We start from the raw sequence: 18,490 nt of genomic DNA, 5'->3' as shown, positions 1-18,490 counted from the left end.
AGCGCACGGCAGGCAGGCTTTCTGCTACCCGACAGGGCATTGCAAGCCGCCCGATCTCCGGCGCGCTAGACTCGGTCGCCGCGGAACTTGTGCGATCGATCCCGTGTCGGTTCCTGGTTACGGCACCGGACGCGCTTTGCGCGTGTGGCAAGCTCTCCGCACCTGGCCCCCTGTCTCTGGACCCTATGCGCAAACTCCTTCACGTTTATTGTCTCGCTCTTCTCCTGCTCGGCGCCGCGCCGGCCTTCGCCGCCACCGCGACGCACACCGCACCCGCCACGGCGGCCTCCAGCGGCGCGGTTTCGCTGACGCCCGACCAGGCCCGTCAGGCCCTCGCCGTACTGAATGATCCGAAACGCCGTGCGCAGGTCTCCGATACGCTTCAGGCCATCGCCGCAGCCGGCGCGCTGAGCGCGCCGCAGCCGGCTTCCGGCGCATCCGCGGCCTCCGCCGCCTCGGGCGCGTCGGCGGCGAGCGGCGCAGCGGCGCTCGTGCCCGCCGCATTCCAGTCCAACGGACTGGCGTCACAACTGGCGCGTCAAGGCGCGCATTGGGCGGCCCACCTCGGCAAGTCACTGCGCAGTTCGGTTGCCGCGCTTTTCGATACCGCGTCGGTACGCGCGTGGTGGCACTGGCAGTTCACCAATCCGCAAGCGCGCAGCGTTCTCGCGCATGTCGCGTGGTCGCTGCTCGCGGCGCTATTGCCCGCACTGGCGCTCGAATGGCTCGCGCGCCGTCTGCTGCGGCGCGCCTATCGAGCGCTGGCTGCGCGCCGCGAACTGGGCGACGGGGCCGACGCGCCGCGCACCGATTTGCCCGTCGATGTCGTGCCGCCCTCGGCCGACGCACCGAATGCCGCGCCGCCGCTGCCAGTCGAGCCCGTCACCGCCGCCGAAGTCAAGGCCACGGCGCAAGCCGCGCCCGCAGGCACATCCGCAGCCGTGGCCGCCAAGGGCAAGGTCACCGAAGCGAAGGGCAAGCAGAGCGCCGCGCATCACTGGACGCTGCTGCAACGCCTGCCACGCGCACTGCTCACGCTGGTGCTGCGCCTGCTGCCGCTCGCGGTGCTCGTCGGCGCGGCCAGCGGCCTGATGTCGATTTTCACCGACGACGGCACGCCGCAAGACCGCGCGCTCGATTCGCTGATCGACATCTATGAGTTGTGCCGTGTGATCGTGATCGTCAGCGGCTTTTTCCTGCAGCCGGGCGCGCCCCGCCTGCGTCTGCTGCGCATGAGCGACGCGTGGGCCGTTTTCGTCCAGCACTGGGTCGTGCGCATCGTCAGCGTGGTGGGTGCGGGCTCGGCGATCGCGGAAATCGCGCAATCGCTCGGACTGAACGACGCCGCGCACCTCGCGCTGCTCAAGGTCGTGGCGCTGGTCGGCCACGTCATGATCTCGATCCTGATCCTGCAGTGCGCGAAACCGGTCGCCCAACTGATCCGCAAGCGCGCCGCGGCGACGCGCTCGCTCGAAATGGTAGGCGGCGCGTTTGCGGACGCGTGGGCCTATTTCGCGGTGTTCGTGGTGATGGCGCTATGGTTCGTCTGGGCGCTCGACGTGCAGAACGGCTATTCGACGCTGCTGCATCTGGGTGGCATTTCGCTCGCCGTGCTGGTCGGCGCGCGGGTGGTGGCGATCGTGCTCTTCGGCGCGCTTGCGCGCCTTTTCCACGTAGAGGACGAACAGGGCGACACGCCGAAGTCGCTCGTGCATCAGCACGCGTTTCGCTACTACCCGATGGTGCGCCGCGTGATCTCGACGCTGATCGGCGTCATTACCGCACTCGGACTGCTGCAGGTGTGGGGCGTGGACGTCGTCGATCTGTTCCGCAGCGGGACGGTCGGCCATCGCCTCGCGTCGGCTATCGTGACGATCGGCGTCGCGGCGGTGCTTGCACTGCTGGTGTGGGAAGGCGTGAACGTGTCGGTGGAACAGCGCCTCGACCGCTGGACCACGAGCGGCGACCTCGTGCGCGCCGCCCGTTTGCGCACCCTGCTGCCGATGCTGCGCACCGGCCTCTTCTGCGCAATCGCGCTCGTGGTCGTGCTGACTGGCCTGAGCGAGATCGGTGTCAACATTGGGCCGCTGCTCGCGGGCGCGAGCATTTTCGGCGTCGCGCTCGGTTTCGGCTCGCAAAAGCTCGTGCAGGACTTCATCACGGGGATTTTCCTGCTGATGGAAAATGCGATGCAGGTCGGCGACTGGGTCACGCTCGCGGGCGTGTCCGGCACGGTCGAATACCTGTCGATCCGCACGGTTCGGCTGCGTGGCGGCGATGGCTCGCTGTACACCGTGCCATTCAGTTCGGTGTCGACGGTCAACAACACCAATCGCGGCCTGGGCAATGCGGCGGTGAAGGTCAGCATCGTGTTCGGTCAGGACGTGGACCGCGCGATCGACACGCTCAAGGAAATCGGCGCCGGCCTGCGCCAGGACGACGCGTTCAAGGACGGCATTCTGTCGGACTTCAGTTTCTGGGGCGTGGACGCGGTGGACGGTTCGGCGATCACGCTGGCCGGCCAGATCCAGTGCCGCGACAGCGCACGCTGGGGCGTGCAGCGTGAATTCAACCGGCGCATTCTCGACCGCTTTACCGAGCGCGGCATCGCGATCGCGAACCCGCAGCGCAATCTGCTCACGTGGGACCCGGCAAGCGTGGCGGCTCGTGTCGAAGCAAGCCAACGCGCGGGGTCGGTGAACCCGGCGGCGGAACAGGTATCGAAGCCCGACGCGGCAGCGGACGCATTGTCAGCATCGGCCAAGGAGGCCGGTGACGCGCCAGTGGACGATCAGTTGCCGGTGGATCCAACCCCTGCGGGCGGTCCGGGCACGCCCGCCAATCCGGGCCAGACCTCGCCACACGAGTAACGGAATCGCAGGCCACGCGGTCCGCACGGCCGCTATCGCACTTCCCACCAGCGCGGCAACAGACGGCGCACTTCGGGACGACGGTAGCGGTCGTCGATCAGATGCACGACACCCTGATCGTGCTCGGTGCGAATCACACGACCCGCGGCCTGCACGACTTTCTGAAGCCCCGGATACAGATACATGTAGTCGTACCCGCTGCCGAACTTCGTCTCCATCGTGCGCCGCATCTGCTCGTTCACCTCGTTCATCTGCGGCAAACCGAGCGTGGCGATAAACGCGCCGATCAACTGCTGCCCAACCAGATCGACGCCCTCCGAGAACGCGCCGCCCAGCACCGCGAAGCCCACGCCCTCGTTCGTCGTGCGAAAACGCGCGAGAAACGCGTCGCGCGCGGCTTCGTCCATGCGCGGCTCCTGCGTCCAGATCGGCACCTCCGGATGCCGCTCGCGCATTAACGCGGCCACGCTTTGCAGATAGTCGAAACTGCTCAGAAATCCCAGGTAATTGCCGGGCTGCGCCGCGTACTGCCGCGCGATCAGATCGACGATCGGCACGAGCGAACGCTCGCGATCACGCCAACGCGTAGATACATTGCCTGCCACGCGCACCTGCAACTGCTCTGCCCGGAACGGCCCCTCCACGTCGAGCCATTGCGTGTCGGCCGGCAACCCGAGCGTGTCGCGATAAAAGTGATGCGGATTGAGGGTGCCGGAAAACATCACCGTGGTGCGGGCGGCGGCGTAGCGCGGCGTGAGAAAAGGCGCGGGAATCACATTGCGTACGCACAGCGTGGCGCTGGTTTTGTCGCGCGGCGCGAAGAGGTCGCGAGTGAGGGTGATGTCGAACATGGAATGCTCGCCGAACTGCTCGGCAAGCGCGACGAAATGCATTGCGTCGAAGAAAAAGCGCAGCGACGCCTCGTCGATGGACAGCGGAGCCTCCGCGAGCTGATCCGTGACCGCGCCGATCAGATTCTGGGCGGCGGCGAGCAGCTTGCCGGGCACCTCCGGATAGACCTGGTAAGTCTGGGTCTGCGTGCGTTTGACGGCATTCCATTCGCGCTGCAAGCGTTCGAGCGGTTTGCGCAACGTGGGCGGCGCCGACTTGCGCGCGAGCCGGAACGCGCCCTGGTCGAGTGACGCCGTATACATGCGGCGCGCGCGCTCGAGCAGATTATGCGCTTCGTCCACCAGCACGCCGACGCGCCACTGGTTGATCTGCGTGAGCGCGTACAGCATCGCGTTGCTGTCGAAGTAGTAGTTGTAATCGCCGACCACCACGTCCGCCCAGCGGGTCAGCTCCTGCGCCAGATAATACGGACAGACCTCGTGCGCGAGCGCCGCTTCGCGCACCGCGGCACGATTCAAGCGGGCGCCGGCGAGCGCCGCGCTGCGCGCCGCGTCGAGCCGGTCATAGAAACCGCGCGCAAGTGGACAGGACTCGCCGTTGCACGCTTTGTCCGGATGCTCGCAGGCCTTGTCGCGCGCCACCAGTTCGAGCGTTCTTAACGGCAACACGGCGCTCCGGTGCAGCGTTTCGATCGCGTCGAGCGCCAGTGCGCGGCCCGGCGTTTTCGCGGTCAGAAAGAACACCCGGTCGATCTGTTCCGACGCGCACGCCTTGAGCAACGGAAAAATCGTCGCGAGCGTCTTGCCGATGCCCGTAGGCGCCTGCGCCATCAATGGCTTGCCGTCGCGCGCCGCGCGATACACCGAGACCGCCAGCTCACGCTGCCCGCTGCGGAACTGGCCATGCGGGAACTGCAACGCACCGAGCGCCGCGTTGCGCGCCGCGCGATGCGCCTCTTCCTGCACGGCCCAGTCGAGAAAGCGCTCGCATTGTTCGACGAAGAAAATCTCCAGATCGCGTGCGCTGTGCGTTTGCGTGAGCAGCGTTTCCTTCTGGCTGCCGATATCGAAGTACACCAGCGCGATCGTCATGTCTGCGAGGCCGCGCGCGCGACACATCAAATGCCCGTACACGAGCGCCTGTGCCCAATGCAGCGTGCGGTGATTCGCGGGCATCCGTTCGAGATCGCCGCGATGAGTCTTCACCTCTTCGAGCCGGTTCGCCACCGGATCGTAACCGTCCGCGCGGCCGCGCACCGTGAGGCCGCGATGCGTGCCCGTCAGCGTGATTTCGGTCTGGTAGCCGCCTGCACGCCGCCCCGCGACCGTGACGTGCCCGGCCATGCCTTCGAGCGACGTGGGCGCGGGCGTGAAGCGCAGATCGAGATCGCCGCGCCTTGCGGTGAACTCGCACAGGGCGCGCACGGCGACCATATAGGTCATGCGGCCACCTCGGTCGGGCTCATTGCCCGATCGGCGTCTTGCGGGATGGCCTCTTCGGCCCAGCGCACATCCAGCACGCGAACCGGCATGCCATGCTCGACGCAGTAGGCAAGCCAGCGAATCTGGTTGTCCTGCAGACGGTCGCCAGGCCCCTTCACCTCGATCAGTTCATAGCGCCGTTCGTTCGGCCAGAAGCGGATCAGGTCCGGCAAGCCCGACCGGTTGCCGCGCACGTCACGCAACAGACGTTCGAACCAGAGCTTCAGGTGCGCGGCCGGCAGGCAATCGAGCGCCAGCGTCATCAGCTCCGGTGTGAGCAGCCCCCAGAACACGAACGGCGATTGCAGGCCGGCCTTGCCGTGCCAATGCCGCAGAATGGTCTCGCGATACGCTCCACCATCGAGTTGCGCGAGACATGCGGCAAATTGCGTGGCGCGGCGCGTATAAAAGTCCGGCGCGTGCAGATCGGCGGGACCGCGCTGGAACGGATGAAAAAATGCGCCAGGCAGCGCCGCAAAAACCGGCTCCCAGCACAGCAGCCCGAACAGCGAATTGATCAGCGCGTTTTCGACGTAATGCACGGGCGCGGTGTCGCTCGTCAAATGCTCGCGTGCGACGTATTCGACCGCTTGCGGCGTGCCCGGCTTTGGCAGCACCACCATGCTGCGCTCGACCGCCCGCGCCGCGGGCGCCCTGACCGGCGTCTCACCGCGCTTGCGCCGCAAACGCGGCAGCATGCGCGCGATACGCTGTGCTTCCTCTTCGCTTTCGGGCGATGCCGCGGCCTGCTGCGCGAGCGCGAGCGCTTCGTCGAAGCGCTCGCTGCGTTCGAGCACCCGCATGCGCCGGTGCCGCGCGCCGGGCCACGCACTCGTTTCGTACACAGCAAGCGCGGTAGGCCATTGCTGCCGACGCTCGCAATGGTAGCCAATGCGAAAAAGCAGCTTGGCCCGGCGTGTTTCGAGCCACGCATTCGAGGTTTCAATCGCGCCGACGGCCGTGACCAGTTCACGGATCGCCTCGTGCTCCGCGCCTGGATCGCCGGCCGGCAGCCGGTCGAGCGCTTCGCGACAGGCGTGCAGCGCGAGATAGATGTCGACATCGGCACGCTGCTGGAACGCGCGCGACGACGCGGCGAACGCCACTTTTTCGTACTGGAAGATGCCAAGGTCGGCGAGGACGAACTCCGACCATTCCTGGCGCAGATTGCCGAAAAACATCAGCCGTAGCCGCTCGCACAGCGGCGCGATCGCAACATGCAGGACGCGGTCGCTGGTGCCGGCGTGCCACAACGAAAGCGGGCGCGCCGCGCCATGCTGCGGCTCGCTGCCCGCTTCGCGTTCGACCGCGTAGAACGGGCGCAGCGCGTCCAGCAGCTCCGGTTTGCGCAGGTTCTTTGCGCCGGGAATCAACGCGAGCGTGTCCGCGAAAATGACCAGCAATTCGGCGCGCGGCGTGAGCGCGAACAGCTCGTCGAGTGTCAGCGCGGGTTCGGTGTCGATCCAGCGCAGCGCGCTGAGCGGCGTGCCGGCCTGCAGCGGACAGCCGATCTCGTCGTAAGCGAGACGGCTGGCGCGAAACAGCGTGCCTTTACGCATGAGCATGCGCACGAGCAGCGCGCGGGCTGCTTGCGGCAAAGCCGCGAAATCGCGCATGAAGCCACGTTCGCCTGCATCGAGCAGATCGTCGTAGCGCTCGGCGAGCCACGCAAGCGCGCGCTCGAAGTTCTGCAGATAGTAAGGAACGCCGGAGCGCATGTCGGGCGGAAATGGTGCTGCCACGGCGATTTGCTGGACCTGTATGGATGTACAGTGATGATAGCAAAGAGTGGTGGCAGGTTGAAGGAATCGACGCGTGCCCAGGCTGTGCGCTTGAGGTTCAGGCTGGCAGCAGGGCTCGTTCATCTCTCGAACGCTCGGCGAATCGAGCATAAAATTGTAAAACCGTCAGACGACCCACCTGAACGCCAGCCGCCGTCCAGCGTTCCTTGATTCCCACCTCAAAACCCATGTCCGAAGCCATCGACTACCTGAACCCCGCCCTGCCTCCCGACCTGCGGCTTGTCTCCATGCCCGTGGTCGACGCGACCCCGGCCACGCTGAAGCATTTCGGCAGACTCGTCGCGGAGCCGGGCGACTGCACAATCGAGATCGTTCAGTGGCCGGCAACCGGATCGCGGCCCATCGATGCCGGCACAGGCGACGAAGCCGGCACGACCGAAGGCACGTTCGTCAGCGAATGGCGCGGCGACATTCTGTACGGTCGCAATGAGGCCGTGGGGGGCAACTACATCCTTGCGTATGCGAAAGAGCCCGAAGCCGCACGCGAAGACCACGCAAACGCGCCAGAGCGCATGTTGCTGTGGCACGCGAACTATCACCCCGACGGCGGCCAGCTCTTCTTTCCGCTCGAGGGCCGCCCCTTCTACGTGCCGCTCGCGCTACCCGGCGACGACATCGCGCCAGAAAGCTTCGTGTGCTTCCGCTTCGACGGAACACAGGGTCTTTACATCCATCCGGGCATCTGGCATGAGGGCGTGTTCACGCTCAGCGGAACACAGCGCTTTTTCGACAAACAGGGCGCCGTGCATGCGCGCGTTTCCGTCGACTTTGCGCGCGAATTCGGTTGTCTGCTCGAAGCGCCGATCGTCGCCGCGAAAGCCTGAAATAGAGCGACGGCGTCGCCGGCATCGAAATCGGCGTACCAGGCGCCTGCTCACCCGGCGAGCCACATTACCGTCAGCGAGCGTACGCCCTGCGCGCCGCGAATCAGCACGCCTTCGATATCCGCTGTCGCAGACGGTCCGGTCACGAGCGCCGCATAGCGCGCTTCGCGGAAGTCGTCGCGGCGGTACACATCCTGCAAGCCGTCGAGTAATTCAGCAGGATCCAGTAGCACGACCAGATGCTGGACGATGTAACCCAATGCGTTGACCACGTACTCGCGCTCGCTGAACCACACCGAACCGGTTTCCGCGACGCCAAAGCGCGCCCGCACCACGCCGACATCGATATCCTGCAACGACGCCGGCTCCGTGTCCGCGGTCAACGTGCGCGTACCGGTCACTTCCCACGTCGCCGACGCAATCGACGCCGCCTCGCCAAAGCGTTCGCGAATCAGCGTAGCGACCTCATTCGCGTTGGCCGCATATACGCAGGTGCCGCCCATGGCCTGCAATGCCGCTGTGAAACGCTCGCGCAGATCGCCGCCCACGGGGTCGAAGAGCGGCACGTCGGGCCTTGGCCGCGCGGCCGGTTGCGCCGCGCGCACCTTTGCAAGAAACGCTTCACGCGTTGCCATTGCCGCCTCCGCGATTCTTTTTGTACCACGCGTGGAAGGTCTGCGTGGGCGCCTCGGGCAATTCACGCTGCCGCCCCCAGATATTGAGCGGGTTATACAGAACGAAATTCGGCAAGCGCCGCAGCGCGCTACTCATCGACGACACCGTTGCGCGGTACAACGTGGGGCTTGCAAGCAGCCGCCCGGCCATCTTCAACACTTCCTGCTTGACGAACGGCACTTCGTGGCGCTCTGCGATCACCGCACGCCACTTGTAGATCTGCTCGTGAATATTGATCTTCACGGGACACACGTTCGTGCAGCTGCCGTTTAACGTCGACGCGAAAGGCAGCGCGCTGTACCGCTTCAGGTCGAACGTGGGATTGATGATCGCGCCGATCGGTCCCGAGTACGTGCCGCCGTAAGACAAGCCGCCGCTCCTGCGGTACACCGGGCACGTGTTCATGCACGCACCGCAGCGAATGCACTTGAGCGAGTACCAGAAGTCTTCCATCGCCAGGCGCTCGGAGCGCCCATGATCGACGAGGATGTAATGCATCTGCGTGCCGCGACGCGGCGCGCGAAAGTGCGACGTGTACTGCGTGATCGGCGAGCCGAGCGCGCTGCGCGACAGCATGCGCACGAACACGCCGAGATCGGACACCTTCGGAATCAGCTTCTCGATACCAATCGACGCGATATGCAACGGCGGCACGTTCGCCGACAGATCCGCGTTGCCTTCGTTCGTACACACGACGACCGTGCCCGTCTCCGCCACCGCGAAATTGCAACCAGTCATGCCGGCCGTTTTCTCGCGCACGAAATAGGGCCGCGTGTTCATCCGCTGGCTCTCGGCGAGATAGTGAATGTCGCTATTCTTCGGGTCCGTGCCAATGGTGCGCCCGAACAGTTCGGCGACGTCGGCGCGCAGCTTGTGCACCGCAGGCACCACCATGTGGCTCGGGTCCTGATGGTCGAGCTGCTGGATGCGCTCGCCGAGATCGGTTTCCATGACCGTGATGCCGCGCGGCTCCAGGTATTCGCGCATCTTGCATTCGTCGGTCAGCATCGACTTGCTCTTGACGAGCGTGGTCATGCCGCGCTCGGACATGATCTTGTGCACGAGCGCATTGTGTTCTTCCGCGGTGGCCGCCCAATGCACGGTTACGCCATTCGCTTCGGCGGCCGCCGCGAACTGTTCGAGATAGGAGGACAGATTCGACAGCGTATGTTCCTTGATGCCCGACGCGAGTTCGCGCAACGTTTCCCATTCGGCAATGCCGTGCGCCTGCACATCACGCTTCTGACGCAGATCCCACAGACGCCTGTCGTGAAACGCAACATGCTCTGTCTTGCTGATGAAAGCGCCTGCCGCCTTCGCGTGGTCGATCCGGCTCATGCGCGTGCTCCATTGAGGACCTGCGCGATGTGAATGAAGCGCGCATCAGCTTTCATGCGTTCGGCGCAGCCTTGCTGATGCATCAGACACGACATGTCGCCCGATACGATGTATTCGGCGCCCGCGTTCAGGTGGTCGCGCACCTTGTCCTGCCCCATGCGAACCGAGACAGGCTCTTCGGTAACCGAGAACGTGCCGCCGAATCCGCAGCATTCGTCGGGCCGCGCGGGTGTCACGAACTCGATGCCCTTCACGCCTTCGAGCAGCGTGCGCGGCTTCGAAAACGGCGCGCCGGCGACTTCCGAAACGGACGCTTCCTTCAGATGCCGCAACGCGCTGCAACTGTTGTGCAATCCAACACGATGCGGAAATTCGGCCCACGGAAAGTCGCGCGCGCCGACCACGTCGTGAAGAAACTCGACCAGTTCGTAAGCGTTAGCGCGGACCTGTTTGACTTCGTCCGTCTGTTCGATCGCGGTGAGATGCTCGCGCACGTGATGAACGCAACTCGCCGACGGTCCGACTATGTAGTCATAGCCCGCGAAGTTGCGCGCGAAAACGCGCTCCGCGCCGGCGGCTTCAGCGTGCGCGCCGCTATTGGCCATGGGTTGCCCGCAGCAGGTTTGCTCCGGCGGATAGTCGACCTGAATGCCGAAACGTTCGAGCAGTTCGAGCGTGGCGATGCCTACTTCGGGATAGAACGCGTCGATAAAACACGGAATGAAGAGGGCGACTTTCATAAGCTCTTAGCAAAGAAACGCGGCAGCATGAACGCCCCCGGTTTGAAAGACCAAGTGACGCTACCTGTAAGACTGGTCATGTTGGTCAGACCACGAATATAGGGAAGTCGCCGGATCATGTCAATTGCGGTCAGTCAGGAGCCGACGTGCTGCGCGGCGCTGTCCGCGTCGTCCCGATGCTCGTCCTTATGTCTGTCCCGATACATTTCACGCACATAGGCCAGATGCCGCTCGGCCGCCTTACGCGCCTTCTGCGCGTCGCGCGCCATCACGGCGTCGTAGATGGCCTGATGCTGGCTCATCAACTGCTTTTCCATTGCTTCGTCGTAATCGATCAGCCGATGGTATTGACGCATGCCTTCACGAATCAGCGTATGAATGCCGTGCATCACATGCGCAAGGGCAACGTTGTGCGTGGAGTCGGCAATCGCGAGATGAAACGCGGCGTCCCGCTCGGCGAGATTCGCGCGATCCTGTGCAAGCGAGCCGGCCTTCAACGCCTCGAACGCCTCGACGATTTTCTGGCGGTCCGCCGCCGTGGCGCGCTCGGCGGCATACACAGTGGAAATCGCTTCGAGCCCCTGGCGCAGCTCCAGAATGTCGGCGCTGGTGCGCGGATTCTGCAGCAGCAATTCGGCAAGTGGTTTGGAGATGATCGGCGCGGTGATGTCGACCACCGTGAACCCGCCCCGCCCCGAGGTTTCGATGTAGCCGTCGGCTTCGAGCCGGATCAACGCCTCACGCAGCGAAGGCCGCGACACTCCGAGCTGTGTCGCCAGATCGCGCTCCGCGGGCAAGCGGTCGCCAGGCATCAGCGTGCCGTCCGAAATCAGCTGCTTGATCTGGTCGGAAACCACGTCGGAGAGCCGCTTGCGCGTGAAAGACTGGATCGGGCGGAATGGCATGGGCAGCAATGATGAAGCCGTTGGATGAAGCACACACGGAGGCCGGCGCGGCCTCGCCACCGGACGCTCCGGTCGACGAATTATACCGTTCGCACGTTTGCCGCTACGGCCGCCCGCCCGCGTAAAAACGCGTCGAATTGCGCTTCGACGTGCCGTTGCCTCGTCGAACACGGCAGCGTAGGTTGCGTCGCAATAGTCGCATTCGTTGCAATCTTCTGCATTACGTCGCCTCGATGCCACTCGCCTGTCCGCTACAAGCGGGCAACGTACGGACGAAGGCGGCAATCCGCTCGCACGCCTCGATCAGGCGCGCCTCATCGACCACGAAACCCAGCCGCACAAAGCCATTCGCGGTCTCGCCGAACGCACTCGCATCGAGCAGCGACACGCGCTGCGCACGGAAGAGTTGCCACGTGAAGTCCACGGTATCGAGCCCGGTGCCGCTCACGTCGACCATCATGAACATGCCGGCCTCCGGCAGCAGGCAGCGCAGACCCGGCACTCGATGCAGGTGCTCGAACACCACGTCGCGGCGGCGCCGGTAGATGGCGCGCATTTCAGCTACGATCTGCGCCTTGTTCTGCAATGCCGTCAACGCGCCCTGCTGGATAAAGCCGGGCAGTCCGTACAGCATGGCAAGAGCGAGGCGGCCCATATGCTCGATCAACGTTGCCGGTCCAATCGCCCAGCCGACACGCCAGCCCGCCATGGCGTGAGATTTCGACAAACTGCCGAGCGTCACCGTACGCTCGGCCATGTCAGGCAACGCGGCAATGCTGACATGCTCGCGCTCGAATGTCAGATCGGCGTAGACCTCGTCCGACAGCACCCACAAGTCGTGCTCACAGGCAATGCGTGCAATGCGCTCGAGGTCGGTGCGCGGCATGACGACGCCAGTCGGATTGCAGGGCGTCGCGAAGAAAATGGCGCGCGTGCGCGGCGTGACCGCCGCTTCCAGTGCATCGCAGTCGAGATGAAACGCGCGCGACGCATCCACCGCAACCGGGACGAGCGTGGCGCCCGTGGCGCGCACGCAGGCTTCATACGTCAGGTACATCGGCTCGGGCATGATCACTTCGTCGCCGGCTTCGAGCAGGCACAACGAAGCGGCGAAGACGCCGTTCTGCGCGCCGGCCGTCAGGATCACGTTGGCGGCGCTCACGGCGCGGCCTGTCATACGCGCATGTTCTTCGGCAATGGCCGCACGCAACGGTTCGCGCCCCGACACGGCGCTGTAGTGCGTATCGCCGCCGCGCAATGCTTCCACCGTGCGCTCGACAATCGGTGCCGGTGTCGCGAAGTCGGGATCTCCCACGCTCAGCACGATCACATCTTCGCCCGCCGCAAAGGCCTGCTGCGCGACGCGATGAATCTCCCACGCCGACGTGCGCCGGCCTTGCAAACGCTCGACCCGATTCGAGTACTTCATGTCGCGCACCGCCTTTCCCCATTTGACAGAGCCGACAATGTACTGGCGCACACGCGAAACGTCCAGATGCGAAAAGGAGTCACGCGAGACGTGGCCTCAGGTGACTCCTTCAATGCAAGCCAGGAATGCGGCGCGTTCTCTGATTCTGAACGCCAGGCTTCTTAAAGCCCGCTCAAATCTGACGGCGCAGTTCCGCAGGCGGCACCTTCATCAGATGCCGATATTTCGCCACCGTCCGGCGCGCCACCAGCACGCCCTGGTCGGCGAGCATCTTGGCGAGCGTCACGTCGGACAACGGATCACGCGTATTTTCCGCCGCGATCATTTCCTTCAGTAGCGCGCGCACCGCTGCTGCCGAGCACGTACCGCCGCTTTCCGTGCCGAGTTCGCGCGGGAAGAAGTGCTTGAATTCGAAAATGCCGCGCGGCGTTGCCATATATTTGTTGCCGGTCGCGCGCGAGATGGTCGACTCGTGCAGGCCGAGTTCATCGGCCACATCGCGCAGCACCATCGGCTTGAGCGCGATTTCGCCATACTGGAAGAACGCCTTCTGATGGGCGACGATGCATTCGGCCACGCGCTGAATCGTGTCGAAACGCTGTTGGGCATTGCGAATCAGCCAGCGCGCTTCCTGCAATTGTTGCGCAAGCGGCGAGCGGCTTGCACCGGCGGACTGCGCGAACAGTTCTGCATACATGCGGTGAATGCGTGCACGCGGCTGCACAGCCGGATTGATCTGTACCGTCCACTTGTTGCGCACCTGGCGCACGATCACGTCCGGCACGACGTAGTTGTCTTCCGTGCGGCCATAGCAGTTGCCCGGCTTCGGATCGAGCTTACGCACGAGCGCGCACGCAATGCGCAATTCCTCGGCGCTACAGCCGATCTGTTTCTGCAGTTCGGCCTGCTCGCGACGCGCCAGACGTTCGAGATGATGCTCGACGATCTGCCGCGCGACTTCGCGGCCCGGCGTATCGTCCGGCAAAGCATTGACCTGCAGCGACAAACATTCGGACAACGAACGTGCGCCCAGCCCCGGCCGATCGAGTGACTGCACGAGGCGCAGCGCAACCAGCAATTCTTCTTCCGTCAGCTCGGGCTCGAGATCGACGCTGTCAGCCAGATCGGAAAGCTCCTGACGCAGATAGCCATCGTCGTCGAGTGCCTCGATGATGAAGCGCGCCACCGCGCGGTCGCGGTCGTCGAGACGATAGAGGCGCAATGCGTCGTGCAGCTGTTCACGCAGTGTGGGCTGCGAGCGCGCCCATTCGGCGGGATCGCTGCTATCGGAATCGCCATTCTGGCGTGCTGAACTGCGGCTGCCATAATCGCCGGAAAAGTCACCCGAGAAGTCGCCCGGCATGTCGTCCTGGCCCGCGCCTTCCATCGTATCGCTGCTGCCGCTGTCCGAGGGCAACGAATCGGCTTCGGCGGCAGCGACCGTATCGGTTGCCGGCAGCGCGCTGCCGTCCTCACCTGTCGAGGCGGTCGCAAGCGCTACGTCTTCGGTATCCGAAGAATCGTATTCAAGGAACGGATTCGTATCGAGCGCGGTACGCAATTCCTGCTGGAACTCCAGAGACGACAACTGCAACAGACGCACCGATTGCTGCAGACGCGGCGTGAGTGCGAGAGACTGCCTTGTACGTAGTTCAATTGAAGGCATTGTAGTGAGGTCCCGTTAAGAGCTTAAAAATGGCAAGTGACCTCTATAGAGCAACTGTTGTACCAGGTCGCGCAACACACTGTTTTTTCTAGCCTTTGTTTTTTTCGGGCCCGGCAATTGCGCACGCTCTCCGCCGCCATTTTTACAAGCGGCCGGCAAATTCCGGTCCTCGGCCCAACCGTTTGAATACGCGCTGAACAGCTTGACTTCGAAAAAAATTTGTCAGCGTAAATGGCTGTACCAAAACGGTTTTTTGCAGTGCACTAGTCTTCCTCGGCCACATTGGGCACGACGTTTGCAACAAGGCACGTCGTGGACGGACGTCGGCTTTTGCATGACGCGGTACAAGCGCTTTAGCGCGTGACACGCATGCACAGGCCGTCGCCCGGTGTCGATAACGGGCCCTGACGGAACCGTAGCGGCAACGACCCCACGCGAGTCATCAGCGATTTCTACCGCGATCGACCGCAGGTAACAAGACCGCAATTTTCATCAACACCCGAAGGAGAAACCATGAAGACCATCCAACTTCTGAAGACCGCTGGCAGCATCGCTTGCATCGCATTTGCACTGAACGCTACGGCGCAGACCAGCGCTTCGGCCCCGTCGGCATCGTCCGAAACCATCGGCCAGCACGTGGACGACGGCACGATCACGACCAAGGCCAAGGCCGACCTGCTGGCCGCCAAGAACGTGAAGTCGACGCACATCCATGTGAAGACCCGCAAGGGTGTGGTGTGGCTCACGGGCTCGGTCCCGTCGGCTGACGACAAGTCCGCAGCGGAAGAAGTCGTGCAGAACGTGAAGGGCGTGTCGAGCGTGAAGAACCACCTGAAGGTCGCCGCCGAATAAGTTCGGGCGATCCGGGAAGCGTCAGCGCACCTGGCGCTTTCCGAACAGAAAAGCCGTCTGCGATCAGATCGCGGACGGCTTTTTTATTGCCTGCCCCCTCGGGTCATGAGCCACGGCGAGCAGTTCTATCTTTAAGCACCGCCAAACAAAACCGGCGCTCGATAACGAGCGCCGGCTGTGCGGACTGCATTGCTATCGCGATTGACGGCGCGTGACTGCGTCGCCTCTCGCGCCGTGATTAACGGCGTGCCGCAGCGTACTGGTCGCGCAGATCGCGCACGCGATCATGGTTCTGCAGAACGCCCTGATACTGGCGCTCGACGATCGCGCGCACATCGACTGGCAATTCTTTTTCAAGCGCGTCGTGATAGCGCTTCTTCGCGACGTCTTCACCCTTCTCGCATTCCGCAAGAATGTCGTGATCGCTGCGATCCGTCACCGCCGACTTCACGTCGACCCAGCCGCGATGCAGCGCGCCGGCCACACTGCCGCCGGTTTCCGGCTTGCCGCCCAGTTGCTCGACGGCTTCCTGCAGTTCGCGGGCGCCACGGGCGCAGTCTTCAGCGCGCGACAGAAACAGTGTCTTCAACTGGGCATCATGCGCGTCTTCTGCAGCCTTGCGAAAGCCCTTCTCGCCGTCTTTCGACGTTTCGACCAGATCGTTCAATACGGAAACGACGTTCGTAGCCATTCAATACCTCCAAGGGTTTCGTTGATCGGGAAGCCCGCCACGCACGGCGGGATTCATCGAGATGTCCGCACAATGCGTGCCTGCCGTTCCGTCGCACGACCCGGCAAACAGGCCATTCCCGCCACTGGCAATCCTGCATCCGAGCGTAAATGTTGCGCAGCATCACGTCGGCAGATAGATGGTCAACGCCCGCTGCGTGCCTGTCGGCGCATGGCATGGGTGTTGCTCAAGCAGTTGCGCCCGGGCGCGAGATGCCATGCGTGACCACCATCCAAACGCGCCAGCAAATTGAAAACTAAGGGCATTCGATACGACAGGGAGTCTCAACATGAAAATCAGGCGTACAGAGTTTCTCGTAGCCGTAGCGATCATCTCATCGGCGACAGCGATGCAGATACGCGAACATATGCAGTCGCGCCCCGCAGCCGCGGCTGCCGAGCAGTCCGCTTCCCGGCTGGCAACGCTGTGCGGCATGAGCCGCAGCGGTGTCGTCCCGACAGCATGCGAAACAATGCGCGGAAACGAGGATGAACAGCAGAAAGAACCGGCGCGCAGCGAGCCTACGCCTGCCATGCCTCGCGTCATTTCCCAGGTTTGGGTGTGAGCAGCGCGCAGCCGATACCGGTTAGACCCCGCTCGATCCAGTGCGGCCCAATGCAAAAGGCCCGACGCGTATCGGGCCTTTTGCATGTCGATCGCAAAGGGTGCCGCCTCGCACTGCACCTCGCGACCTGACGCGAACGAATGTTACGCCCGCTTCTCCGCGAACTCTTTCATCGGAACCGGCGTCTTCAGCGGATCGAAGTCGGCCCAACGGCCCTGCTGCCAGCGGCCGCTCGCGCGTTCGATTGCAACGCCTCCCGCATCGCGCAATACGCCCGCCGCTTCGAGCTGATTATCCGGCGACACATGCACCGCAACGAGCACGCCGGAATCGCGCGTTTCCTCGTGAAGCGGTGTGCGCTCTCCGGCGTGCCCGCCCGAACGGGTGCGTGACATCGCGCCGACCAGCGAGCCTACATAGGCACCCACGCCGGCCGCGATCAGCGACACGATTATCGGCGCGGAGAAGGCAGCGAAAATCCCCACGCCCACCACCGCACCGGCCACCGCGCCAATCGTCACGCCCATGCCCGCGCCCTTCGGTGCTTCTTTGGACCCTGCATCGGTATGCGTGTCGCCACCAATCGGATAGCGCGCGTGCTGGCCACGCGGATTGACGAAAAACAGCGTGACGTCTTCCTCGACGAAACCTGCGTTGAACAGTCTTTGTGCCGCTTCTTCAGCGGCGGGAAATGTCGTGAACCGTGCTGCGACGATGAGTGACATGACGCCTCCTTGCATCGTTGAATGCGTTTGCGAAGCGCAATACCGCGTGACGGCTGCCGCGCGGAATGCACAGCGCGAATGACATGCTTCGCTACGCCGCCGCGCCTCTGTCCGGCTCCATGCCTTCCACCCTGAAGAGGCCGCTGTGCAATACCACGCCTTCACCGTTGTTCTGGTCGAGCGCTTCCGCACACACTGAACGAATGCGATGACGCCCCTTGTCGAAAGCATGCATCAGCGTGGATTCCAGCGCGGAATCCGCGCCGAAGTGATCTTCGAGCGCCTCGGCGGTAATCGCGCATACCACCGGCTCCCCGTCGACGCGGGCCATGAAACGCACCATCAGATTCGATCCGTCGAAAGCCGGCTGGTCGTCGGAAAAGGTAATCTGCATAAGAGAGTCCTCGTAGGCGGGCCGCGGCAGGATCGCGTTCATGACGAACCCTTCATGGCGCCGGCCAGTTGCTGCGCCATTGCAAGATGGTGTTTGATCGTCGGCAACGCATGGCCGGCTGCCGCTTTCAGTTGCGCGTCGGTGCCGCTCTGACTCTCCTGCGTGAACAGGTCCACCGCACGTTGATGCGCCTCCAATCCCACCTGCTCGATATACGCCTGATCGAATTCCTTGCCCTTGAGCGTCTGCAACTTGCCGACGAGCGCCGAATCGGCGGACGGCGACGGCGCGATGCCCTTCTTCTTCGCAATCGCGGCCATACCATGTGACAGCTTCGTATGGTCCGTGATCATCTGCTGAGCGAACTTCTTCACGCGTGCGTCACTGGAATTCTTGAGCGCAATCTTGCTGGCGGCGATTTCAGTGGCGTCCGATTGGGAGGCGTCCTGCACGAACTGCTGGTCCGCGGGCGAAACCTGCGTTCCGCTCATTGGCGCAGCGCTTGCCGGCGCATCGCTTGCCTGTGCATGCACAGCGCCGATCGATGCTGCGCCCAAACCCAGCGCGACAGTCATCACTTGTAGGGAATACCGGAATTTCATGCATTTTCTCCCTGATGGGCGGCTTCACCGAAACGGCATC

Annotated in this window: 15 protein-coding genes; 3 read left to right on the top strand and 12 right to left on the bottom strand. The window is 63.7% G+C overall.

Annotated elements, in window-relative coordinates; all coding sequences use genetic code 11:
- Positions 1-185 precede the first annotated feature (185 nt).
- Entirely contained in the window at positions 186-2,870 is a 2,685-nt protein-coding gene (locus AAGS40_RS18825) for a mechanosensitive ion channel domain-containing protein (protein WP_345816290.1), read from the top strand.
- Positions 2,871-2,902: 32 nt separating this feature from the next.
- On the opposite strand, the gene AAGS40_RS18820 is transcribed toward AAGS40_RS18825, so the two are convergent.
- Together AAGS40_RS18820 and AAGS40_RS18815 are read right to left on the bottom strand one after the other, a co-directional pair.
- Complete coding sequence (locus tag AAGS40_RS18820) at positions 2,903-5,164, bottom strand: ATP-dependent DNA helicase (RefSeq protein WP_345816288.1); 2,262 nt, start codon at positions 5,162-5,164, stop codon at positions 2,903-2,905.
- On the bottom strand, positions 5,161-6,921 hold the full coding sequence (locus AAGS40_RS18815) for a VRR-NUC domain-containing protein (RefSeq protein WP_345816631.1): 1,761 nt from the start codon (positions 6,919-6,921) through the stop codon (positions 5,161-5,163). Before AAGS40_RS18815 ends, AAGS40_RS18820 begins: the two co-directional genes overlap by 4 nt.
- 251 nt (positions 6,922-7,172) lie before the next feature.
- On the opposite strand from AAGS40_RS18815, the gene AAGS40_RS18810 reads away from it, so the two are divergent.
- A complete protein-coding gene (locus AAGS40_RS18810; protein ID WP_345816287.1) occupies positions 7,173-7,829 on the top strand; it encodes an ureidoglycolate lyase in 657 nt (218 codons plus the stop codon).
- Between the two features lie 50 nt (positions 7,830-7,879).
- Here the strand turns inward: AAGS40_RS18810 and AAGS40_RS18805 are convergent, their stop codons facing one another.
- From AAGS40_RS18805 to AAGS40_RS18780, 6 genes are all read right to left on the bottom strand, one after another.
- Positions 7,880-8,464: an LUD domain-containing protein gene (locus AAGS40_RS18805; RefSeq protein WP_345816286.1), complete on the bottom strand. Its 585-nt coding sequence runs from the start codon at positions 8,462-8,464 to the stop codon at positions 7,880-7,882.
- Positions 8,451-9,842 (bottom strand): lactate utilization protein B, encoded by a 1,392-nt coding sequence (locus AAGS40_RS18800; protein ID WP_345816284.1) that lies wholly within the window; start codon positions 9,840-9,842, stop codon positions 8,451-8,453. The genes AAGS40_RS18805 and AAGS40_RS18800 overlap by 14 nt, the downstream gene beginning before the upstream one ends.
- Positions 9,839-10,582 carry a (Fe-S)-binding protein gene (locus tag AAGS40_RS18795; protein ID WP_345816283.1) on the bottom strand — a complete coding sequence of 248 codons (744 nt, stop codon included), beginning with the start codon at positions 10,580-10,582 and terminating at the stop codon, positions 9,839-9,841. The genes AAGS40_RS18800 and AAGS40_RS18795 overlap by 4 nt, the downstream gene beginning before the upstream one ends.
- Positions 10,583-10,716: 134 nt before the next feature.
- Entirely contained in the window at positions 10,717-11,487 is a 771-nt protein-coding gene (locus AAGS40_RS18790; protein WP_345816282.1) for a FadR/GntR family transcriptional regulator, read from the bottom strand.
- Positions 11,488-11,707: 220 nt separating this feature from the next.
- Entirely contained in the window at positions 11,708-12,916 is a 1,209-nt protein-coding gene (locus AAGS40_RS18785; RefSeq protein ID WP_345816281.1) for an aminotransferase class I/II-fold pyridoxal phosphate-dependent enzyme, read from the bottom strand.
- A gap of 172 nt (positions 12,917-13,088) precedes the next feature.
- Complete coding sequence (locus tag AAGS40_RS18780; protein ID WP_345816280.1) at positions 13,089-14,582, bottom strand: RNA polymerase factor sigma-54; 1,494 nt, start codon at positions 14,580-14,582, stop codon at positions 13,089-13,091.
- A 513-nt stretch (positions 14,583-15,095) separates the two neighbouring features.
- On the opposite strand from AAGS40_RS18780, the gene AAGS40_RS18775 reads away from it, so the two are divergent.
- Positions 15,096-15,434, top strand: a complete 339-nt coding sequence (locus AAGS40_RS18775) for a BON domain-containing protein (protein WP_345816279.1) — start codon at positions 15,096-15,098, stop codon at positions 15,432-15,434.
- 238 nt (positions 15,435-15,672) lie between these two features.
- On the opposite strand, the gene AAGS40_RS18770 is transcribed toward AAGS40_RS18775, so the two are convergent.
- The 4 genes from AAGS40_RS18770 to AAGS40_RS18755 form a co-directional block, all read right to left on the bottom strand.
- Positions 15,673-16,125: a PA2169 family four-helix-bundle protein gene (locus tag AAGS40_RS18770; protein ID WP_345816278.1), complete on the bottom strand. Its 453-nt coding sequence runs from the start codon at positions 16,123-16,125 to the stop codon at positions 15,673-15,675.
- 747 nt (positions 16,126-16,872) lie between these two features.
- Positions 16,873-17,454, bottom strand: coding sequence for a hypothetical protein (locus AAGS40_RS18765; RefSeq protein WP_345816277.1), 582 nt, complete (start codon positions 17,452-17,454; stop codon positions 16,873-16,875).
- A gap of 91 nt (positions 17,455-17,545) precedes the next feature.
- Complete coding sequence (locus AAGS40_RS18760) at positions 17,546-17,890, bottom strand: DUF1488 domain-containing protein (protein ID WP_345816275.1); 345 nt, start codon at positions 17,888-17,890, stop codon at positions 17,546-17,548.
- Positions 17,887-18,450, bottom strand: a complete 564-nt coding sequence (locus tag AAGS40_RS18755) for a DUF4142 domain-containing protein (protein ID WP_345816274.1) — start codon at positions 18,448-18,450, stop codon at positions 17,887-17,889. The genes AAGS40_RS18760 and AAGS40_RS18755 overlap by 4 nt, the downstream gene beginning before the upstream one ends.
- Positions 18,451-18,490 lie beyond the last annotated feature (40 nt).

The sequence above is a fragment of the Paraburkholderia sp. PREW-6R genome (assembly GCF_039621805.1).
Taxonomy (GTDB): Bacteria; Pseudomonadota; Gammaproteobacteria; order Burkholderiales; family Burkholderiaceae; genus Paraburkholderia.
The sequence above is the reverse complement of the archived record's forward strand: the minus strand, read 5'-3'. Positions and strand labels throughout refer to the sequence as shown.

Excerpts from the sequence above, each read along its gene's own strand:
- AAGS40_RS18775 (WP_345816279.1), top strand. The coding sequence starts at position 15,096 with ATGAAGACCATCCAACTTCTGAAGACCGCTGGCAGCATCGCTTGCATC.
- AAGS40_RS18790 (WP_345816282.1), bottom strand. The coding sequence starts at position 11,487 with ATGCCATTCCGCCCGATCCAGTCTTTCACGCGCAAGCGGCTCTCCGAC.
- AAGS40_RS18755 (WP_345816274.1), bottom strand. The coding sequence starts at position 18,450 with ATGAAATTCCGGTATTCCCTACAAGTGATGACTGTCGCGCTGGGTTTG.
- AAGS40_RS18795 (WP_345816283.1), bottom strand. The coding sequence starts at position 10,582 with ATGAAAGTCGCCCTCTTCATTCCGTGTTTTATCGACGCGTTCTATCCC.
- AAGS40_RS18760 (WP_345816275.1), bottom strand. The coding sequence starts at position 17,890 with ATGAACGCGATCCTGCCGCGGCCCGCCTACGAGGACTCTCTTATGCAG.
- AAGS40_RS18785 (WP_345816281.1), bottom strand. The coding sequence starts at position 12,916 with ATGAAGTACTCGAATCGGGTCGAGCGTTTGCAAGGCCGGCGCACGTCG.
- AAGS40_RS18800 (WP_345816284.1), bottom strand. The coding sequence starts at position 9,842 with ATGAGCCGGATCGACCACGCGAAGGCGGCAGGCGCTTTCATCAGCAAG.
- AAGS40_RS18815 (WP_345816631.1), bottom strand. The coding sequence starts at position 6,921 with ATGCGCTCCGGCGTTCCTTACTATCTGCAGAACTTCGAGCGCGCGCTT.
- AAGS40_RS18780 (WP_345816280.1), bottom strand. The coding sequence starts at position 14,582 with ATGCCTTCAATTGAACTACGTACAAGGCAGTCTCTCGCACTCACGCCG.
- AAGS40_RS18820 (WP_345816288.1), bottom strand. The coding sequence starts at position 5,164 with ATGACCTATATGGTCGCCGTGCGCGCCCTGTGCGAGTTCACCGCAAGG.
- AAGS40_RS18810 (WP_345816287.1), top strand. The coding sequence starts at position 7,173 with ATGTCCGAAGCCATCGACTACCTGAACCCCGCCCTGCCTCCCGACCTG.
- AAGS40_RS18825 (WP_345816290.1), top strand. The coding sequence starts at position 186 with ATGCGCAAACTCCTTCACGTTTATTGTCTCGCTCTTCTCCTGCTCGGC.
- AAGS40_RS18770 (WP_345816278.1), bottom strand. The coding sequence starts at position 16,125 with ATGGCTACGAACGTCGTTTCCGTATTGAACGATCTGGTCGAAACGTCG.
- AAGS40_RS18805 (WP_345816286.1), bottom strand. The coding sequence starts at position 8,464 with ATGGCAACGCGTGAAGCGTTTCTTGCAAAGGTGCGCGCGGCGCAACCG.
- AAGS40_RS18765 (WP_345816277.1), bottom strand. The coding sequence starts at position 17,454 with ATGTCACTCATCGTCGCAGCACGGTTCACGACATTTCCCGCCGCTGAA.